Below are 21,772 nucleotides of genomic sequence, written 5' to 3'. Positions count from 1 at the left end.
CCCCACAATTAATTCAATAGTTTCTAATAGAAACTGATTTACCTATTTCTGAGGTCTTATCATGGCTATTACATCAAAGTATCTGGTTCTCGATGTCGACGGAGACGATAAGGGCTTCATCGATTTTGAACTCGCTTACGGTACTCTTTCGCTGCAAGGTCAGGAGATTCAGTACCTCGGAACATCTTATGTAGATGCGCTGTTTGTGAGGCCGGGGGCGACGTATTCGCTCGCCACGGGATCGGGGGCCGACCGAATATATCTGGAGGGCAAATTCTCCGACTACAGCCTGAGCACCAGCGCATCTACCCTGACCCTTACGCGCGAAGTCGCTGGCAAGGTCGAGACGGTCAACCTGGCTGGCGCCAGTTCCAGTCGCGGGGCCGACCAGTTCATCTTCTCGGATGGCACGGTGGCGGCGAATGAGGTGTTCAATCACGTTGCGGGCGGCACGTCGGCCCCCGTGCCATCCGGGGAAACGTCACAAAACCCGACCGGCGCCGCCGCGCCCGACGCAGATATTTCCGCTGCGATGAAGGTGGCGGTCTTCGATCCCGAAGGGGAAACCATTGCGCTTACCAAGCCTGGTGTCACGTTTCAGGTGCTGGGCAATTCCGGCGTAGATATCGTCTATGTCGCAGACGGAACCCAGGTCGATGCCACGGGCCTCGGCGGCGGGACCGACATCGTCTATTTTCGCGGCAAGTGGTCCGATTACGAGAAGGAGTTTTCCGCCGGCACCATCATCCTGACCCGCGAGGTCGATGGCGAAACCGAACGTGTGATGGTCGCGTCCGGAAGCCGCTCGCGCAACGATCAGCTGGTGTTCGCGGATGGCGCGGTGCTTTCGCAGGAAGCGGGCGATGCACTGCGCGCCGATCCTGAGGTCGCGTTCGATACGCTGCCCAGCTACGATCCCGAAACCGTGACACCGGGCGTCACTGTAACCGTGCAGGCCATCAGGAGCCCGGCGGAAACCGTGTGGCTGCACGAAGGCGATACGCTGTCCTTCACGCTGGATTTCAATCAGAAAGTCGTGCTGGCCGAAGGCAAGACGCTCACCGTGACCGCGCTGGTCGGCGGGCAGGAGTTCGTGCTCACTGCCACGGGCACGGCCGAGACGGCGCTCGGCGTCAAAGGGCTCGTCTTCACCGGCTCGCAGATTCCCGCAGACCTGCTGGATGCGGACGGCATTTCGCTCAAGCCCGACAGCCTTGCGCTGGGCACGGCCACGACCGATGATTTCACCGGCGATAAGGGCCAGGAGGTCGATTTCGCGCATGGGGAGATAACTGCGCCCGGAATCCGTGTCGATTCCGGCGTGCCGGATGCCGCCCAGCTGACCCTGGTCGGCGATGCCATCAAGAATGAAGATGCCGTGCTTTCGGCTGACGGCGTTCTCTCGCTCGTCGCCGAACAGGGCGCCACCGCCGAAGTGCGGTTCGAAGGCAGCTCCGGCGTCGTCATCCGCATCATCGAGGCCACCGGAACGGCGCAGACGCTCGCTCTGACTGCCGCAGAACTCGCGGAGCTGGGCGATGGGCCGGTGCATGTGACCAGTGTGGTGACCGATGCCAGCGGCAACCAGTCGCCGCCGGCTGAAGCGGACTTCACCATCGATACGCTCGCGCCGGGCGCGCCCGTTCTTTCGCTTTCCAATGGCGTGGCCGGGGGAGCAACTGCGGCAGAGGCGACCTCGGTGGATGGCATCGTCCACGTGGTGGCCGAGGCCGGATCCAGCGTTGTTGCCGTCCTCAGCTCTGCGAATGGCAGCGTGGAGATTACGCTGAACGCCGATGGAAGCTCGCAACCGCTGGTCCTGAGCGAGGCCGACCTGGCTACGCTCGGCGACGGAGAGGTCTCGGTTTCGGTGATGACCACGGATGCCGCCGGCAACGAATCCGGCACTGCGACCACCTCCTTCACCATCGATACCGTTGCGCCCACGGGCATGGCGGCCACTGTTGACGCGCTGTCCGGGGTCATCACCACGACCGGGGAAGAGGCCGGTTCGACCATCGAATACAGCATGGATGGCGGCGATAGCTGGAGCACCAGCTATTCTCCGAAGGACGGCTCCAATGTCATCCTGGTGCGCGAGGTCGATGCCGCCGGCAATGCCTCGGACTCGCAGACGCTGGAGTTCGATCTCACCGCCAGCCTCCCGAGCCTGGAAATCTCTCTGGTGCAAGACACCGGCCAGAGCGCCGGTGACGGCATCACCAACAATGGTCAGATCAACGTTGTGGGCAAAACCCCCAATGCCGTGATCCAGTACAGCACCGATCAGGGGGCGACCTGGACGCAGTCGTTCACGGCGGTCGAAGGGCTGAACCAGGTGCTTGTCAGGCAGGTCGAGGGCAGCGAAATCTCGCCTGTAACCGCGCTGACGTTCACGCTCGATAGCGAGGGGCCGGAGCTGCCCACGCTCACGCTGGGAACCGGCGTGGAAGGCGGCGCGACCCATGCCGAGGCAATTCACTCGGGCGGCGCGGTGCAAGTGACCGCGCAGAACGGCACAGAGGTGCAGGTCACCTTCTCGAGCGGGGTCGCTTCGGTCACGAAGACGGTGCAGGGCATCGGCACTGCACAGGCCATCGTGCTGTCTGCGGAGGACATCGCCCTGCTTGGCGATGGAGAGATCAGCGTCACGGCAACGGCCACCGACGTGGCCGGCAACAGCTCTGCCCTTGAGTCCTTGTCCTTCACGCTCGACGGCAATGCGCCGGGCGACCCGGTCATCGACCTTGTCGGAGACTCCCAGAAGACCGCTGCGGAAGTGACCGCCGCCGAAGGCGTGATCCTCGTCACGGCCGAGGCCGGCGCTACGGCGAAGGTGCTCTTCCAGGGCGCGGATGGCGTTGTCACCAAGACCATCGCGGGCACGGGCGAGCCTATCGCCGTCACGCTGACCGATGCCGAACTGGCGACGCTCGGCGACGGGACCGTCTCGGTGGAGGCCATGACGCGCGATGCCGCAGGCAATTCCTCGGTGAAGGCCGTGCTCAGCTTCACGATCGACACCGCCGCGCCAGCTACGCTCGAAGTGGAAGGCAATCCCTATACCGGGCTGCTGAGTATCACTGGGCAGGAGGCCGATGCTTCGATCGAATTCAGCGTCGATGGCGGGGCGACGTGGAGCAATACCTTTGTTGCCACATCGGGCCTGAATACCGTGTCCGTGCGCCAGGTCGACAAGGCCGGCAATGCATCCGATCCGGTGCTGGAGGAGTTCACGCTCGACGAATCGATCGACCAGCCTTCGCTGGGCCTGGCGCTCGAAAATGATACCGGCGCCTCGGATACGGACCACCTGACATCGGACAGCCGCCTCAATATCGAAGGCCTGTCGGCGGGCAACGAGGTCCAGTACAGTTCGGATGGCGGCGAGACCTGGACGTCCGATCCGGCCGCTGTCGAAGGCGCCAATCTGGTTGCCGTGCGCCAGTATAATGCGCAGAGCGGCACCTATTCCGCAGCCTCGATGATGAGCCTCACTCTCGATGAGACGGCGCCGGATGCGCCGGTGGTTCTGCCCGGTGCTGGCGTGGCCGATGGTGCGACGCTGAGCGAAGGTGCCTCCTCGGGCGGTGTCGTGCGCGTCAGCGCCGAGGCGGGGTCAACCGTCGTGGTGAAGTTCGTCGGCACCACCGGAGAGGGATCGGCGGTTGAGAAAACGATCACCGGCATCGGGACCGCCAAGGCCGTCATTCTGACCAGTGCGGAACTGGCGCAGCTTGGCGACGGGGCCGTAGCGGTGACCGCGATCGCAACCGATGCGGCGGGCAATGCATCGGAGGCTGGAAGCGGGAGCTTCACCCTCCAGGTCGAGCCGCCCGAAGCGCCGGTCGTGCAGCTGCTCGGCGGCCAGAACAAGTCGGAGGCCGATGCGCTGTCAGTCGATGGCGTTCTGACCGTTACCGCTCAGGCCGGCCTGGGTGTGCGGGTGGTCTTCAGCGGCGTCGGCGGTTCCGTTGCCAAGGTCGTCGAAACAGCGACCGGAGGTGCGGATTCGATCACGCTTACCGAGGCGGACCTGCTTACACTCGGCGACGGACCTGTCGAAATAACTGCGGTGACGATGGATGCTGCGGGCAACGCCTCCATCGTGGCCACGGCGGAATTCGTGCTCGACGCGGTCGCTCCTGACGCTCCCGTCCTGACGCTTGGCCAGGGTGTCAGCGAGGCGGGCGACGGTGCCACTGCCGCAGAAGCCGGTGCGGGCGCGGTCTTCATCAAGGCCGATACGGGCTCGATTGTGACGCTCACCTTCTCCAACGGCGGGAATGAGGTTGTCAAAGCGATCGAAGCCAATGGCGCTTCGCAGGCGGTGAAGCTGAATGCGGGCGACCTGGCCCGGCTTGGCGATGGTACGATCGCCGTTACCGCTTCGGCAAAGGATGCCGCAGGCAACCAGTCGGCGACTTCGGACGTAAGCTTTGCGCTGGATACGACGGCCCCTGTGGTTGGCCTGTCGCTGATCGGCACCACCTCGAAGAACCTCACCGAGGCGACGGCAGGAGACGGCGTCATTTCGGTCAGCGCCGAAACTGGCGCGGCGGTTACCGTTACGATGAACGGCTATTCCGGCGCGGTTATCAAGCTCGACCTGACGGGCACCGGCGCGGCCCAGACTGTGACGCTGAGCGAAGCGCAGGTGGCGGAATTGGGCGATGGCCCCGTCACCGTCTCGGCATCGGTGAAGGACAAGTCGGGTAACTCATCCGGCCTGAAGACGCTGAGCTTCGATCTCGATGCAACGCCGCCCGCCATTCCCGAACTGACTCTGGCCGAAGGTGCTGCAGACGGTGTGACGGCGCTGGAGGCTTCCGCCGGAACCGGACTGATCACGCTTGATGGCGAGAGTGGCGCGACCTTGTCTGTCACATTCGCTGGCTCGCTGGGCACATTCACCAAGGAATACGTCAGCGATGGCACGCCGATCCTCGTATCGCTGAATGCCGCCGAGCAGGCGACCCTGGGCGACGGCAGCGTGGGCGTCAGCGTCGTGGCGCGCGACGAGAGCGGCAACGCATCGGACCCTGCAACCGCAAGCTTCGATCTCGACCGGCAGGCTCCGGCCGTGCCTTCGGTCTGGCTGGCCAGTGGCATCAGCGGCGGCGCTACGGCGGAAGAGGCCACCGCGGAAACCGGCGTGGTCAAGGTGAATGCGGAGGGTGGCTCCAGCATTGTCGTGACGCTGACCGGCATCGGGGGCTCCATTGTCAGGGAACTTGTCGGCACAGGCACCACGCAATCAGTGGTGTTGACAGCAGCGGATCTCGACGAGCTTGGCGATGGCTCCATCGTTGTCAGCGCCACCGCCAAGGACACGGCCGGAAACGTCTCGGCTGCCACCGATCCGCTCCAGTTCGTGCTGGATCGCGCCCCTCCCGCCGAGCCGACGCTGTCGCTTGGCCTGGGCATTGCAGATGGCGCATCCGCTGCTGAAGCGTCGTCGCAGGGCGGGGTCGCCTATGTGACATCGCCAGTTGGCACTGCCATCGAGGTGACGTTCGCCAATGGCACCCGCACTGTGACCAAACAGGTCACGGCCAATGGCGGCCAGCAGGCGGTGGTTCTCTCGCAGACCGATCTTGCAACGCTGGGCAGCGGCACCATTACCGTTGCCGCCGTCGCCCGCGATAATGCGGGCAACGCTTCGAGCGAGGTTACGCAGAGCTTTGCGCTCGACATGCAGGCCCCCTCGGCTCCGGTGCTGACGCTGCTGGGATCGCAGGCGAAGACTTCTGAGCAGGCCGCAGATGCAGGCGGCATCCTCGAATTCACAGCCGAAGCAGGCTCCGTTGTCACCCTGAACTTCAGCAACGGCGTGGAGACCGTCACAAGGGCGGTGACGGCAACCGGCTCTGCCCAGACGATCATCCTCACTGAGGCCGAGGTGACACAGCTGGGCAATGGGGTGATCGCAGTCGGCGCTACCGCGGTCGACGCTGTCGGGAACGCGTCGCAGTCGCAGAACCTGAACCTCACCATCGATGACGTGGCGCCGAATGCTCCGACGTTGCAGCTCGGGACAGGCGTCGAGGGGGTTGTCTCGATCGCCGAGGCGACGTCTGCCACAGGTGTGGCAACAGTGGGCGCCGAGATCGGTTCGGTTGTTACCGTGACCTTCTCGAACGGCACCGACGAGATCACCAAGACGGTCGTGGGGCAGGGGACGCCGCAGGCGGTCGTGCTGACCGCTGGCGATCTGGCCACGCTGGGCGATAGCAACATCTCGGTGACGGCAACCGCCAAGGATGCCGCTGGCAACCAGTCCGACGTTTCTTCTGCGATCAACTTTACGCTCGACAGTTCGCCTCCTTCGGCACCGGCTCTCACGCTTGCTGCCGGCGTGTCCGACGGAGCGACGCTGGCCGAAGCCAAGGCCGCGACGGGCGCTGTGTCGGTGGTTGCAGAGAACGAGGCGCAGGTCACTGTCACCTTCAGCAACGGCTCCAACAAGATCGTCAAAACGCTTGTCGGCACGGGGTCTGCGCAGGCAGTCGTCCTGTCAGCATCCAATCTCGCGGCGCTGGGCGATGGAACCATCACTGTTTCCGCCGTTGCGCGCGACGGAGTCGGCAATGAATCGGGCGCCACGACGACGACCTTCGTGCTCGACATGACGCCTCCGCCGAGCCCGACTCTTGCTTTGATCGGCCAGGACGAGAAATCCGCCACAACGGCGGCAAGTGCTGAGGGGGCCGTTCATGTAACCGCCGAAACCGGGACTGCCGTGACCGTGAAGTTCACCGGCACCAGTGGCACTATCACCAAGTCCGTGGTCGGGAACGGCAACCCGCAGGCGATCTCTCTGTCGCTCAGCGATCTCGCTACCCTTGGGGACGGCGGAGTGCTCGTGGAGGCATCCTCGCGTGACACCGCAGGCAATGTCGCGGTGTCGAGCAGTACGGCACAGTTCACGCTGGATCGTACGGCGCCCGATGCCCCGGTTCTGGCACTCAAGGCCAATGTGCTCGACGGTGCCTCGATGGACGAAGCCAGCACCGAATCCGGCCTCGCCACGGTGACCGCCGACGTGGGCAGCACGGTCACCGTCACATTCGTGAACGGATCGAACAGCGTTGCCAAGGTTCTGGTGGCCAACGGCAGTGAACAGGCCGTGGTCCTCACCGAGTCCGAGATCGCCTTGCTTGGCAATGGCACCGTGCTGGTTTCCGTCGTGGCCACCGATAGTGTCGGCAACGAAAGCTCCGAGGTCAGCAACAGCTTCGAGCTGGACATCGAGGCGCCCGTCGCACCCACGGTGAGCGTGGTCGGCTCCGCAGACAAGACGTCGGACCAGGCCGAGAGCGTCGGCGGCGTCGTCAGGGTCGTTGCCGAAGTCGGCGCGACCGCGACAATCAAGTTCGAAACCAACGCGGGAAGCGTGACCAAGGAAATCACCGGCACCGGGGTTGGCCAGGCGGTTGCCCTGTCTGCGACGGATGTCACGGCGCTGGGTGAGGGCGATGTCACGGTCTCCGTGGTCGTGCAGGACGATGTCGGGAACATTTCTTCCACGGTGACCAGCACCTTCACAATCGACGACACCCCGCCCGCCGCGCCGACCCTGCAACTGGGCACCGGTGTGGACGATATCGCCTCCGGCCCCGAAGCGACGGCCGCTACCGGTGTCGTCCTGCTGACCGCCGAGGTCGGCTCGACCGCGACCGTTACCTTCACCAATGGCTCGAAGAGCGTCTCCAAGACGGTGACCGCCACCGGCGGCAGCCAGGCTATCAGGCTGACGTCGGCGGATCTCGTCACGCTTGGCGATGGCACGATTTCGGTCAGCGCGCAGGCGAAGGATGCGGCAGGCAACACGTCGGACCCTGAAACCACGAGCTTCTTGCTCGACAATTCGCCGCCGCCTGCCCCGCTGGTGACGCTTGGCGCAGGAATCGCCAATGGCGCCACGCGGGCTGAAGCATCGGCAGCAACCGGCGCGGTGAGCGTGAAGGGCGAAGCCGGTGGCACCATTGTGGTGACCTTCACCAACGGTGCCAACAGCGTCACCAAGACCGTTACCTCGACCGGCAATGCTCAGGCGGTGACCCTGACTGCCAGCGATCTTGCCGAGCTTGACGATGGTGTGATCTCTGTTTCGGCAGTGACGCGCGATCAGGTCGGCAACGTTTCGCCTGCGGCGACCAACAGCTTCACTCTCGACATGACCGCGCCGACCGTTCCGGTTCTCACCCTGCTCGGCGACGGCGTGAAGGCGCAGGAGGCCGCGACAGATGCGGCGGGTGTCGTCTCGGTCACGGGCGAAGCTGGCTCCACCATCAAGGTGACCATCGCCCAGGGCAGCCAGCAGATCGTGAAAACGCTGGTCGCTACCGGATCGGCGCAGACGATCTCTCTCAGCGCCACCGAACTCGCCACTTTGGGCGAGGGCAAGGTGGTGATCACCGCCAGTGCGACCGACGTTGCGGGCAACGGTTCCACCGTGTCCGAGGCGGTTGAGTTCACGCTCGATCGCGTGGCGCCCGCCGCGCCGGATCTTGCGGTGGCCACGGATGTGGCCGATGTGGCGTCGGCTACCGAAGCCACGTCTGCCTCGGGTGCCGTCACGGTTACGGCCGAATCGGGGTCCACCGTCTCGGTGGTCTTCATCAACGGCTCGAACAGCGTCCTCAAGCAGCTTGAGGCCGATGGGACCGCGCAGGCGGTGACGCTGACCGAAGGCGATCTTCAGATCCTGGGCGATGGCACCATCACCGTGGTGGCAACCACCAGCGACGAAGCCGGCAACACCTCGGCCGAGACCAGCGATAGCTTCGTGCTCGACGTCACGCCTCCCGGTTCGCCCAACCTCGTGCTTAGCAGCGGTATCGCCAATGGCGCCACCACGGCAGAGGCGACCTCGGCCACCGGTGTGGTAGGGCTGACGGCAGAGGCAGGCGCGGAAGTTACGGTCGTGTTCACCAAAGGGGCGAACACGGTTACCAAGAATCTTACCGGCACCGGCAGCCAGGAGAACGTTTCGCTCACGGCGGTGGAAGCCAGCACACTGGGCAGCGGCACCATTTCGGTGTCGTCCTATGTGACTGACGGCGCCGGCAACAAGTCTGATCCGACCGCGACCTCGTTTGTGCTCGATCTGGTTGCGCCGACCAAGCCGACGCTCGCGATCACCGGTTCGGCGATCAAGTCGGCGGATGGCGCCATGGATGTGGGCGGTGTCGCCACTGTCACGGCGGAAGCCGGCAGCACGATCACCGTCACGATCAAGCAGGGCTCGGAGACCATCACCAAGACGCTGATTGCCACCGGCAGCGCGCAGGCGATCACGCTCTCCTCGGGCAATCTGGCCCAGCTCGGTGACGGGACGGTGTCGATCACTGCCGTGGCGAAAGACCCGGCGGGCAACGTTTCGGCAGTGGGCGATGCGGCCGAGTTCACGCTCGACCGGCAAGCTCCAACGCTGGAGCCGCTGAGCTTCCCGGCAGGCATCGACAATGTGATGTCGGCTGACGATGCGACATCGGCGAATGGCGCGGTGCTTGTCACGGCGGAGGACGGGGCCACGGTGAAGGTCGTCTTCATCGGCACCCTGGGCACGGTGACCAAGGATGTCACGGGCACGGGCTCTGCACTCGCAGTGCAGCTGACCAGCGCGGATCTCACGACGCTGGGCGAGGGCGAGGTCGTCGTCGCCGCCGAAGCGGAAGATGTGGCAGGCAACACCGCGGCGAGCGGCCAGTTGGCCTTTACGCTCGACGCGACAGCGCCCGATGCGCCTGCGGTCGTCATGGGGCCGCAGGTGGACGGCGCGGTATCGCGTGCGGAAGCGGTCGATGCGGCAGGCGTCGTGCAGGTGACGGCGGAAAATGGCACCACGGTTTCGGTGGTCTTCACGGGCACCAACAAGTCCATCACCAAGACCTTCGAGAGCGATGGCTCCACCCACGCCATTACGCTGACCGAGGCTGAACTGGCCACGATCGGCAACGGCGCGGTGACGGCCAGCGTCACCGCCACCGACGATGCGGGCAACGTTTCGGCGGCCGGTACGCAGACCTTCACGCTCGACGCGACGGCTCCGCTCGCCACGCTGACGGCGGGCAACGGGGCGAACACCAATGAGGCCACGGTGCAGAGCAGCGAGGCAGGCACGGCCTATCTCGTGAATGTGACGGAGGCCGGCACGATCACCCAGATTTCCGACATCACCTCGCTCGACACGCAATTCTGGAACAGTGTCGATGTGACTGCGGACAGCAGCACCACGCTGTCTCTGGCAGGCCTGATGAGTGGCACTTACAGGCTCTATACGCTGGACGCGGCGGGTAACCTTTCGGCGGCCAGCAACGAAACCTACTCGGTGACCAACACCGTCGACCTTGCCGCTCTTTCCAATGCAGAGAACACCGTGGGCTTCCAGGTTGTCGGATCGTCGGCGGACGATACGGCAGGCCATTCGGTATCGTCGGCAGGCGATGTCAACGGTGACGGGCTGGATGATCTCATCATCGGCGCGTATCTTGCCAACGGTCAGGTCGGCAAGGCCTATGTCGTGTTCGGCCAGACTGACAGCGGGCTATCGCTGGACCTGTCTGCACTGTCGGCAGCGGGCAACACGCTGGGCTTCCAGATCGCCGGAACGGCGGCCAGCGATTATGTCGGCATCTCGGTATCCTCGGCGGGTGACGTCAACGGCGATGGGCTGATGGATCTTATCGTCGGTGCGACTGGCAACTTTGATAAGCCGGGCAAGGCCTTCGTTGTCTACGGGCGCACCGAAGGCGGCACGATCAGTGTTGGCGGCCTGTCTCAGGCAGGCAACACGCTGGGCTTCGAGATCTCTGGTTGCAGCAATGCTGACCGGACGGGAGCATCCGTATCGGCGGCAGGCGATGTGAACGGCGATGGCCTGGCCGACCTTATTGTCGGCGCATCCTCTGACGATAGTGTCGGCAGCAACAAGGGTCAGGCCTATGTGGTTTACGGGCGCACCAGCGGGTTGCCGGTGAACGTCAGGGATCTGGACGCTTCGGGCAACGCGCTCGGCTTCAAGATTCTGGCCAGCACCGATGGCGGCGACCAGCTTGTGGGCCATTCCGTATCCTACGCGGGCGATCTGAACGGTGATGGGCTGGCCGATATGGTTGTCGGCGCTCGTTACGATGACACCAATGGAAACAATGTCGGCAAGGCTTACGTTATCTATGGCCGCACCGGCGGGGAGGCGATCGAGCTTTCGGCAGTTGGCGCGCAAGACAGCACGCTGGGCTTCGAGATCGTCGGATCCAGTGACAATGATGGTCTTGGCCATTCGGTATCGTCCGCCGGGGACGTCAACGGTGATGGCCTGGGCGACCTGATTATCGGCGTTCCCGACGCCGGTAGTTCGGGCACCGCCAATATCGGCAAGGCCTATGTAGTCTATGGCCGCACCAATGCCGGGCAGGTGAATGTCGCGGAGCTGAACGCAGCCGGCAATACGCTGGGCTTTGTCATCAACGGCTTCGAAGATAATGGTCAAGCAGGCTTTTCGGTATCGTCTGCCGGGGATATCAACGGCGATGGCCTGGCCGATCTGCTCGTCGGGATGCGCAACGGTGACAACGGTGCGGTGGATGCCGGGAGCGCCTATGTCGTCTATGGCCGCAAGGGCGGCGCTCCGGTGGAGCTGAGCGCGCTGACCGCGCCCGGCAATTCGGATGGCTTTGCCGTCCTGGGATCGAGCGGCAACGACTATACGGGCGCTTCGGTATCGGCGGCAGGCGATGTGAACGGCGATGGCCTGGCCGATCTGCTCGTCGGCGCCCCAAATGCCGATGGCACTTCTTCGAATATGGGCAAGGCCTATGTCCTGTTCGGCACCACCAATGGCGCGTTCAGCGCCAGCCAGGTGGATCAGCTCGGCACGGCCAATGCGGATGTGCTGACCGGCACGCTCGACGATGAGACGCTGGTTGGCGGGGCCGGCAACGATCAGCTGATCGGCGGCGGCGGCATCGACGTTCTCTATGGCGGTGCGGGCAATGACCGGATCGTGCTGAACGCCGACAACTTCGCCAATCTCGGCGCTGCGGGCAACCGGGTCGACGGCGGCAGCGGCGTGGATACGCTGGCGATCGATGGTGCGGGGCTCTCGCTCGACTTCGGCGACTTCGGCAACACCATCATCCAGGGTATCGAACGGATCGATCTGACCGGCACCGGCGACAACAGCCTGACGCTGAACCTCGGCAACATCCTGGCACTGCACGCGGGCACCGGCGAAAGCGGGTTCGACAAGTTCGAGGCGCAGGTCGGCAAGATGGGCCGCCAGCAGGTGATGGTCGATGGCAATGCCGGAGACACCCTGAACCTGGATGGCGCGGGCTGGACGCTCACGAGCGGAACCGTTCGCATCGGCACCAACGACTATGTGATGTACAATTCGATCCGCTCTGCGGTGCAGGTGCTGGTCGATAGCGATGTGACGGTGAACTACACGCCGGATTCGGTCTTCGATGTTCGCGCGCTGAGCGATGGGCAGAACACGATGGGCTTCCAGATCGTGGGATCCTTTGCCGATGACAACACCGGCTATTCGGTATCGTCCGCAGGCGACGTCAACGGCGATGGCCTGGAGGATATGATCATTGGGGCACCTAGCGCCGAGGCCTTCCTCGCCGACTGGGCGGGCAAGGCCTACGTGGTCTATGGCCGCACCGATGGTAAGCAGGTCGATCTTGCCGCGCTGACCGTGCAGGACAACACTCAGGGCTTCGAGATCGTGGGCACTGGAGCGGATATCCTTGCCGGCTATTCGGTCTCGGCTGCCGGGGATGTGAACGGCGATGGCCTGGCCGATGTCATTGTTAGCGCGCGCGATGTCGCTGGTGTTGACGAAGTCAAATCGGGCGCGGCCTATGTGATCTATGGCCGTTCGGTCGGTGGTCCGGTGCACATCTCCAACGTAACCGCTGCCAACAACACGCTGGGCTTCCAGATTTTGGGAACCTCTGGCAACGATGGGATCAGTTACTCGGTATCGTCCGCAGGCGACGTCAACGGCGATGGCCTGGCCGATCTGATCATCGGTGCGCCTGACAACAACGGCCAGGTGGGCAAGGCCTATGTGGTCTATGGCCGCACGGGCGGTGCGCCGGTCAATGTCTCCGATCTGGCTGCTTCGGGCAACACCCTGGGCTTCGAGATCGTGGGATCTGCGGTGGGTGACTCCACCGGTCTTTCGGTATCGTCACTCGGCGATGTGAACGGCGATGGCCTGGGCGATATGATCATTGGTGTGCAGAATGCCGATGGTCCGGGCGGCGAAAACGTGGGCAAGGCCTATGTGGTCTATGGCCGTACGGGTGGCCTCTCGATCGATATTTCCGATCTGAATGCAGCCAACAACACACTTGGCTTCGAGATCGTGGGATCTGCGGCGAGTGACAACCTCGGCTATTGGGTATCGTCCGCAGGCGACGTCAACGGCGATGGACTGGCCGATATGGTCGTCGGCGCGGTTGGTGCCGATGGCGCGGCCGGTGAAGGCGTGGGCAAGGCCTATGTGATCTATGGCCGCACCAACGGTTCGGCGGTCGATCTTGCCGCGCTGAGCGACACGGCAAACACGCTGGGCTTCCAGATCGTGGGATCTTCCGTGGGCGACAATGCCGGTTCTTCCGTCTCGTCTGCCGGGGATATCAACGGCGATGGCCTCGACGACCTGATCATCGGCGTGCGCAATGCCGACGTTGACGGCGGCAATGACACGGGCAAGACCTATGTGGTCTATGGCCGCACCGATGGTGCGCAGATCGATATTTCCGATCTGAGCGTGGCCGGCAACACCTTGGGCTTCGAGATCGCGGGATCTTCTGCGGGTGACAATACCGGCACTTCGGTATCGTCCGCAGGCGACATCAACGGCGATGGCCTCGACGACCTGATCATCGGCTCGTTCCAGTCCGCTAGCGGAGGTGTCACCGGGACCGGCAAGACCTATGTCCTCTACGGTTCGACCAGCGGCGTGTTCAGCGCCAGCCAGGTCGATCAGCTCGGCACCAGCGGCGCCGATACGATGACGGGCAGTTCTGGCGATGACAGCCTGGTCGGCGGGCGCGGCAATGACGTGCTGATCGGCGGCGGGGGCAAGGATGTGCTCTACGGCGGTGCCGGGGATGACCGGTTCGTGCTGAACGCCGACAACGTCGCCAATTTCGGCGCCAGCGGCGCACGGATCAAAGGCGGCACCGGGCTGGATACGCTTGCGCTTGACGGGGCGGGCATCACGCTCGACCTCGCGGGCGAGGGCAAGGGCCATATGACCGGGATCGAGAAGATCGACATCACCGGCAGCGGCGATAACAAGCTGATCCTGAGCCTGGGCAACTTCCGCGAGTTGCACGATCTGACCGGCGAGAGCTCGTTCAATGTGTTCCAGAACCTGACCGGTGCCAACGGCAAGCAGCAGTTGCTGATCGAAGGCAACGCCGGCGACTCGCTCGACCTTACCGGGGCGGGCTGGACCGAATCGAACACCATCGAGCGCAACGGCACCAAGTACTACGCGGTGTACAACGCGCGCAATTCGGACATGCAGCTGCTGGTGAACACCGAGATCACGGTGGACGTCACCACGGATGCGGTTATCGATCTTTCCAATATGAGCGTGGCCGGCAGAGGGCTGGGCTTCCAGATCGAGGGATCTTCCGCGGGTGACAATGCCGGCTATTCGGTATCGTCCGCAGGCGACGTCAACGGCGATGGCCTGGACGACCTGATCGTCGGCGCTCAAAATGCCGATGGTCCTGGCCGCACCAATTCGGGCAAGGCCTATGTGGTCTATGGCCACACTGGCGATACGCCGATCAATCTTTCCGCGCTGAGCGTGGCCGGCAATACGCTGGGCTTCGAGATCGTGGGATCTGAGGCGAGTGACAATGCCGGCTGGTCGGTATCGTCCGCAGGCGACGTCAACGGCGATGGCCTGGCCGATATGATCGTCGGCGCCACTGGCAATAATGCTTACGGCCAGGACTTTGCGGGCAAGGCCTATGTGGTTTATGGCCGCACCAGTGGCGGGTCGATTGATCTTTCCGCCGTAACCGACGCCGGCAACGGCCTGGGCTTCGAGATCGTCGGGACCGGGGAATTTAGCTATGTCGGCAATTCGGTATCGTCCGTAGGCGATGTGAACGGCGATGGCCTGGCCGATCTGATCGTCAGCGCCCATGGAACCGCGGGCACGCCGGGCGCGGCCTATGTCATCTATGGCCGCACCGATGGTGCGACGGTCGTTGTCTCGAATATTGACCCTGACGGGAATACGGCGGGCTTCCAGATCGAGGGATCCTCTGTCGGCGACCAGACCAGCTATTCGGTATCGTCGGCAGGCGATGTGAACGGCGATGGCCTGGCTGATATGATCGTCAGCGCACACGATGCCGATGGTCCGGGCGGCGAAAACGTGGGCAAGGCCTATGTGGTCTACGGCCGTACGGGTGGTAACTCGATCAATGTTACCGAGCTGACTGTTCCGGGGAACACGCTGGGCTTCGAGATCGTGGGATCTGAGGCGAGTGACAATGCCGGCTATTCGGTATCGTCTGCTGGCGATGTGAACGGCGATGGCCTGGACGATCTGATCGTCGGCGCCCAAAATGCCGATGGTCCGGGCGTCCAAGACGCGGGCAAGGCCTATGTGGTCTATGGCCGTACTGAAGGTTCAACGGTCAACCTTTCGGCGCTGAGCGACTCGGCAAACACGCTGGGCTTCCAGATCGAGGGGTCCTTTGCACAAGACGTTGCCGGCTGGTCGGTATCGTCGGCAGGCGACATCAACGGCGATGGCTTGGACGACCTGATCGTCGGCGCCCGATATGCCGATAGCGTGGGTGGCAGTGGCGCAGGCAAGGCCTATGTGGTCTATGGTCGCGCTGACGGTGCGCCGGTTGATCTGGCAGCGCTGAGCGAAGCCGGCAACACGGTGGGCTTCCAGATCGAGGGGTCTTCCGCGCTGGACTTTGTTGGCCATTCGGTCTCGGCAGCCGGGGATGTGAACGGCGATGGCCTGGCCGATCTGATCGTCGGCGCGCCCAATGCCGATGGCCAGGGCGGCTCCGATGTGGGCAAGGCCTATGTCCTCTTCGGCGCGACCAATGGGGCCTTCGGCGCCAACCAGGTCGATCAGCTCGGCACCAGTGGCGCCGATACGCTGACCGGCACCACCGGCGATGAGACCCTGGTCGGCGGGCGCGGCAATGACGTGCTGATCGGCGGCGGGGGCAAGGATGTGCTCTACGGCGGTGCCGGTGCCGACCAGCTCGTGATCGATGGGGACAACCTCGCCAAGCTCGACCTCAGCGGTTCGCGCATCGACGGCGGCGGCGGCATCGATACGCTGACGCTCGACGGCGCGGGGATGGCGCTCGACCTGCGTGATATCGGCAACAGCCATATCACCGGCATCGAGAAGATCGACCTGACCGGCAGCGGCGATAACAGCCTGACGCTGGAGCTGGGCGACATGCTGGCCTTGCACGCCAACACCAGCGAAAGCGCCATCAACATCTTCGAGGATATCATCGGGGCCAACGACAAGCAGCAACTGCTGATTGATGGCGATACCGGGGATATCGTGAACCTGAGCAGCGACTGGGCCGCAGGCGGTATCGACTACGACTTCGGGGACGATACCTATCAGGTCTACACCCACTCCGGTAACTCGTCGGTGCAGTTGATCGTCAATGTCGAACTCACCGTCCAGACGATTGCGGCATGATCATGAACGAAGGACAGAAACCCGAGGTGAACGACGCGGTCCAGGCGCAGTTGCGTGGCGACTGGACCGTGGCGGCGGGCCTCTATGAGAACCTGCTGAAGCAGGAACCGGAAGATCCGGTGCTGCGCGGCAACTATGGCCAGGTGCTCAGGCAGCTTGGCCGCGACGACGACGCGCTGCGGCAATACCGGCGCGCCGTCGATGGCGGCGAGGCGCCGGGGGCGATCTGGTTCAACTATGGCAATGCGCTGTTCGACAAGGAAAAATGGGTGGAGGCCGCGCAGGCCTTCACCAGCGCGCTCGAACACGATCAGGGGGAGGGGCAGGGCCAGGTTGTCGTTCCCTCGCTGACCCAGCTCGCGCGCTGCGCCGTCAAACAGGGCGAGTGGAAGGAGGCGCGCCAGCGGTTCAGCGATGTGCTGCGGGCCGATCCCGAAAACTTCACCGCCTGGCTGGAGGCAGGCAATGTCTGCCGCCACCACGGCACGCTGGACGAGGCGCTGACCTGCTATCGCAAGGCCGCAACAGTGGCCACCGAACGCTATGGCGCGCATCTGAGCCTCGCCCGCGCGCTCGAACAGATCGGCCAGCGCGAGGAGGCGACCGTCGCCTGGCTGCGCGCGCTCGAATGCCCCGATGCGGGGACGGGCAGCGATGTGCACTATCGCATCGGCCTGGGCCGGGCGGAGCGCGGCGAATGGGCGGCGGCGGCGGAAGCCTTCCGCCACGCGCTGACGGCGGAGCCCGAATTCCACAAGGCGGCAATCGAACTCGGCGATGCGCTGATGCAGATGGGCGTCTATGACGATGGCGACCGTTTGCTCAGCGATCTGTGCGAGAAGACGCTGAGCGAAGACGAGGAAATCGGCCTTGTCGGCGTGCTGATGAAGCATAAGCGCCATGCCCAGGCCGATGTGCTGCTGCGCCGCAAGGTGGAGGCCAACCCCGATAGCTGGCAGGCGCATTTCAACCTCGGCAAGCTGCTGATCGAGGGATCATGGCTTGATGAGGCGGAACAGTGCTTCGCCCGCGTGGCCGAGCTTACCTCCGACAAGGAGAAGGAGCTGCGCGTGTTCAAGGCGGCGATCGCGGGCAAGCGCGGGGAGGTCGACTTGGCGCTCGATCTCTATCGCCAGCTTGGCGAGGAAGAAGGGCCGGAATCGACCTTCCGCGGCTCGGCGGCCATGGCTGCGCTTTACAGCGAGACGCTGAGCGCGGGCGAGGTGTGCGAGCTGCACAAGGAGCTGTTCGCCCCGCTCGCCGAAGACGTTCGCCCGGTGGAGACGTTCCGTAACGAGCTTTCGCCCGGTGCCGGTGCGGCCGAGCCTTCGGCGCGCACGCGCAAGCTGCGGGTCGGCTATGTCACGGCGGACCTGCACGGCGAACATCCCGTCAGCCTGTTCATGCGTCCGGTGTTCGCGCAGCACGATCACGATGCCTTCGAGATCACCGTCTATTCCACCAGCCCGCTGACCGACGAGATGACGCGGCGCGCGCGCTCGCGGGTGGACCATTGGCGCGATGTGGCGACGATCAGCAATCGCCGTCTGGCCGAGCTGATCGAGGCCGACGGGATCGACGTTCTGGTCGATCTCAACGGGCTGACCGGGCGCCACCGCGCCAGCGTCTTCGCGCGGCGTGCGGCGCCGGTGCAGGCGACCTTCCTCGGCTATCCCTCCACCACGGGCGTGCCCAACATGGACTGGCTGATCAGCGATCCGGTCACCTCGCCGCCCGAAAAGCACGACCTCTATAGCGAGCGGGTGATGCATCTGCCGAACTTCGTGTTCTGCTATGCGCCCGAGCAGGATTATCCGAGCCCGCGCTTCGGCAAGAAGCACCTGTCGCGGCCGCTCACCTTCGGGTCGTTCAACAATGTTTCCAAGCTCACGCCGTTCACGGTTTCGCTGTGGGCGAAGGCCATGCTTGCCGTGCCCGATTCCCGGCTGATGCTTAAGGGTCCGAGTTTTCAGGACGATGGCGGAAAGCAGCGCTTCGCCGGGATGTTCGCCGAGGTCGGCATCGGTGCTGACAGGCTGGAGTTCCGCGGGCCTTCCGGGCTTGACGACATGATGGCCGAATATGGCGATGTCGACATCGCGCTCGATTGCTTCCCCTACAACGGCGGCACCACGAGCTGCCAGGCGCTGTGGATGGGGGCCCCGCTGATTACGCTGGCTGGAGACAGCTTCGTGCAGCGGATGGGCGCGGGCCTGCTGACCTCGATCGGACGCTCCGAATGGGTGGCGAAGGACGAGGGCGACTTCGTGCGCATCGCCAAGGAATTGGCGAGTGATCGCAAGGCCTTGCTGGAAGAAAAGAAGGGTCTGCGCGAGCTGATGGCCGGTGCTCCCGGCAGCGACGTGAAGCAATACACCCGCGATCTGGAGGACGCCCTCCGCCGCATGTGGCTCGATCACGTCGAGAGCCGGAGCTAAGGGGCCTTCCCGCCAGCGTGGTGTGCCATGGCAATTTCGTCGAAATACATCGTCCTTGGCGTGGCCGGGGACGATGATAGCTTTCTCGATTTCGCCATGCCCTATGGCGGGCTGTCGCTCGATGGGCAGGAGATCCAGTATCTCGGCTCCGCCTATGTCGATACGCTGTTCGTGCGGCCGGGTGCTACCTATTGGCTAAGCACGGGATCGGGCGCGGACCGGATCTATTTCGGGGGCGCCTTCTCAGACTACACCGTGAGCACCAGCGCATCGACGCTGGTGTTGACGCGCGAAGCCGATGGCAAGGCCGAGACGGTCATGCTGGCGGGTGCCAGTTCCTCGCGCGCGCCCGACGAACTGGTGTTCTCCGATGGCTCGGTAACGGCGTACAATACATTCAATCACGCCGCACAGGGGGCCAATAGCCCGGTCCCCTCGGGCGACACGTCGATTGCCCCGACAAAGGCCGCGGCACCCGATGCCGAGCTGTCGGCACTGGTCAAGGTGGCGCTGTTCGATCCCGCTGGCGAAACCGTGGCGCTGACGCAGCCGGGGGTGGCGTTTCAGGTGCTCGGCAATGCCGGAACCGATGTGGTCTACATTGCCGAGGGAACGCAGGTGGATGCCAGCGCGCTCGGCGGCGGGGTGGACATCGTCTATTTCCGCGGCACCTGGGCCGACTACGCGAAGTCAGCTGTTACCGGGACGATGACGCTCACCCGCGAAATCGGCGGGATCACAGAGGAGGTCAGGGTCGCCGCCAGTGGCGGTTCGCGTAACGATCTGCTGGTCTTCGCCGATGGCGCGGTGCGATCCAGCGATGCTGCCGCTGCTGTGCGGGCCGATCCGTCGGTCGCCATCAGCGCGATTCCCACGCACGATCCGAGCACCTTTGTCGATGTCGTGCCGCCCGATGCGCCGACCATCGCCGGCTTCCTCGATCCCTTCGCCAGCACCATCGACGGGCAGGGCAATGTGGTGACCCCGGCCTATACCTCGGTGGCAGGCGCGCCGGTGGTGCAGCCGGGCGGGGCCAGCATCCATGGCAGCAGCGCGCCGGGCGAAACGGTTTCGCTGAAGATCGGCAGCGCGCTCACCCGCGAGGTGACTGCCGACGCGCAGGGCAGCTGGTCGCTCGCGCTGACTCATGCGGAGCTTGCAACGTTAGGGCTGGGCGAGGTCTCTCTCGAAGCCGTGGTGCGCGACGCTGCGGGCAACAGCGCGCAAGCAGAAGAGGTGCTGACCATCAACGCGCAGGCTGTCACCACATCCTCCGTCGCGCCATCGGGCTATGGCAGCGCCTATGTCGATGCGCTGGTGGTGGGCGAGGCCGGATGGACTTCCGGAACCATCACCTATGCCTTCGCCACCGGCACCACGGCCACCACCTGGACCGAGGCCGAAAAGCAGGCGGCAAGGGACGCGCTGCAGACCTATAGCAACGTGGCCAACCTGACCTTCGCCGAGGGTCTCTATTACGGCGACACCGCGCAAGAGGCGAATATCGTGCTGAAAAAGGTGCCAGCCTCGGCCCTGCCAACGACCAGCACGCTGGCGGAGTTCTCGATCCCGTTCGGTGACCTCAACGGCACGGGCACCGATGTAAACCTCAGCCAGCTTGGCCAGTTCAACTATCAGGCCGCCTCGTGGCAGAACCTCACCCCCGGCGGGCTGGGGTTCAACACGCTGGTGCACGAGATCGGCCATGGGCTGGGGCTGGGGCATACCTTCTCCACCACGGTAAACGGCGTGGCGCAGACGACCTTTCCCGGCGTGTCGGCAGGCGATGCGCAGGCGCTGGGCGACTTCGATCTGAGCCAGAGCGTGTGGAGCGTGATGGCCTACAACTTCGGATGGAACCTGGAGCCGCCGGCGGCGGACAAGAGCTGGGGCCTGACGAAAACGCCAATGGTGTTCGATGTGGCGGCGATCCAGCAGCTTTACGGCGCCAATACGTCCTACCGCACCGGGGATGATGTCTATGAATTGCCCCGGCAAGAGGCAGCAGGCACGGGCTGGACCTGCATCTGGGACGCGGGCGGGACCGATACGATTTCGAACCTCGGCGGCACGGCGTCTTGCGTGATCAACCTCAATGCCTATCCGCTGAGCGGCGGGGTTGCATCGAAGCTTTACGTCTCCGGCAATGTGGGAATTTCCGGCGGCTATACGGTTGCGCAAGGCGCGGTGATCGAAAATGCCATCGGCGGGGCAGGAAACGACGTTATCGTCGCCAATGCTGCGGCCAATATGCTGACTGGCAGCGCAGGCTCCGATCGCTTCTGCTTCCTCCACGCGCCCGATGCCACGGCGATCGACAGCATTCTCGATTTCTCCACCGGGGAAAGCGACAAGATCGCGCTAAGCACCGAGGCTTTCGCCGCGCTGGCCGGCCTCAGCGATCTGGCGGGTGAATTTGCCTGGCTCGACGCCGATGCGCCGCAAGGCGGCACGATCGTCTACGATCAGGCCACCGGCGACCTGCACTACGACGCGAGCGGCGCAGGCGACGCTGGCGTGGTCTTCGCGAACCTCGCCACCCGGCCGGACGACCTGAGCGCAGCGGATTTTCTGATTATCTGAGCTTGTGCTGGCA

At 64.2% G+C, this 21,772-nt stretch carries 3 protein-coding genes; all 3 read left to right on the top strand.

All coding sequences use genetic code 11. The annotated features are described in order from the left end of the window. Window positions 1-61: 61 nt before the first annotated feature. Genes ABDJ38_RS16455 through ABDJ38_RS16445 form a run of 3 tightly spaced genes read left to right on the top strand, consistent with a single transcriptional unit; the run spans window position 62 to window position 21,759 of the window. Window positions 62-16,738 carry a hypothetical protein gene (locus tag ABDJ38_RS16455; RefSeq protein WP_346786227.1) on the top strand — a complete coding sequence of 5,559 codons (16,677 nt, stop codon included), beginning with the start codon at window positions 62-64 and terminating at the stop codon, window positions 16,736-16,738. Further along, window positions 16,735-19,176, top strand: coding sequence for a tetratricopeptide repeat protein (locus tag ABDJ38_RS16450; RefSeq protein ID WP_346786226.1), 2,442 nt, complete (start codon window positions 16,735-16,737; stop codon window positions 19,174-19,176). Before ABDJ38_RS16455 ends, ABDJ38_RS16450 begins: the two co-directional genes overlap by 4 nt. 27 nt (window positions 19,177-19,203) lie before the next feature. Then, window positions 19,204-21,759: a M10 family metallopeptidase C-terminal domain-containing protein gene (locus ABDJ38_RS16445; RefSeq protein WP_346786225.1), complete on the top strand. Its 2,556-nt coding sequence runs from the start codon at window positions 19,204-19,206 to the stop codon at window positions 21,757-21,759. Window positions 21,760-21,772 lie beyond the last annotated feature (13 nt).

Origin of the sequence: Aurantiacibacter flavus, assembly GCF_039710615.1 — a bacterium.
Lineage (GTDB): Bacteria > Pseudomonadota > Alphaproteobacteria > Sphingomonadales > Sphingomonadaceae > Alteraurantiacibacter > Alteraurantiacibacter flavus.
Note: the sequence above shows the minus strand (reverse complement) of the source record. Positions and strands in the feature narration are given on the sequence as shown.

Coding starts and splice junctions, on each gene's coding strand:
- ABDJ38_RS16455 (WP_346786227.1), top strand. CDS start 62: ATGGCTATTACATCAAAGTATCTGGTTCTCGATGTCGACGGAGACGAT.
- ABDJ38_RS16450 (WP_346786226.1), top strand. CDS start 16,735: ATGATCATGAACGAAGGACAGAAACCCGAGGTGAACGACGCGGTCCAG.
- ABDJ38_RS16445 (WP_346786225.1), top strand. CDS start 19,204: ATGGCAATTTCGTCGAAATACATCGTCCTTGGCGTGGCCGGGGACGAT.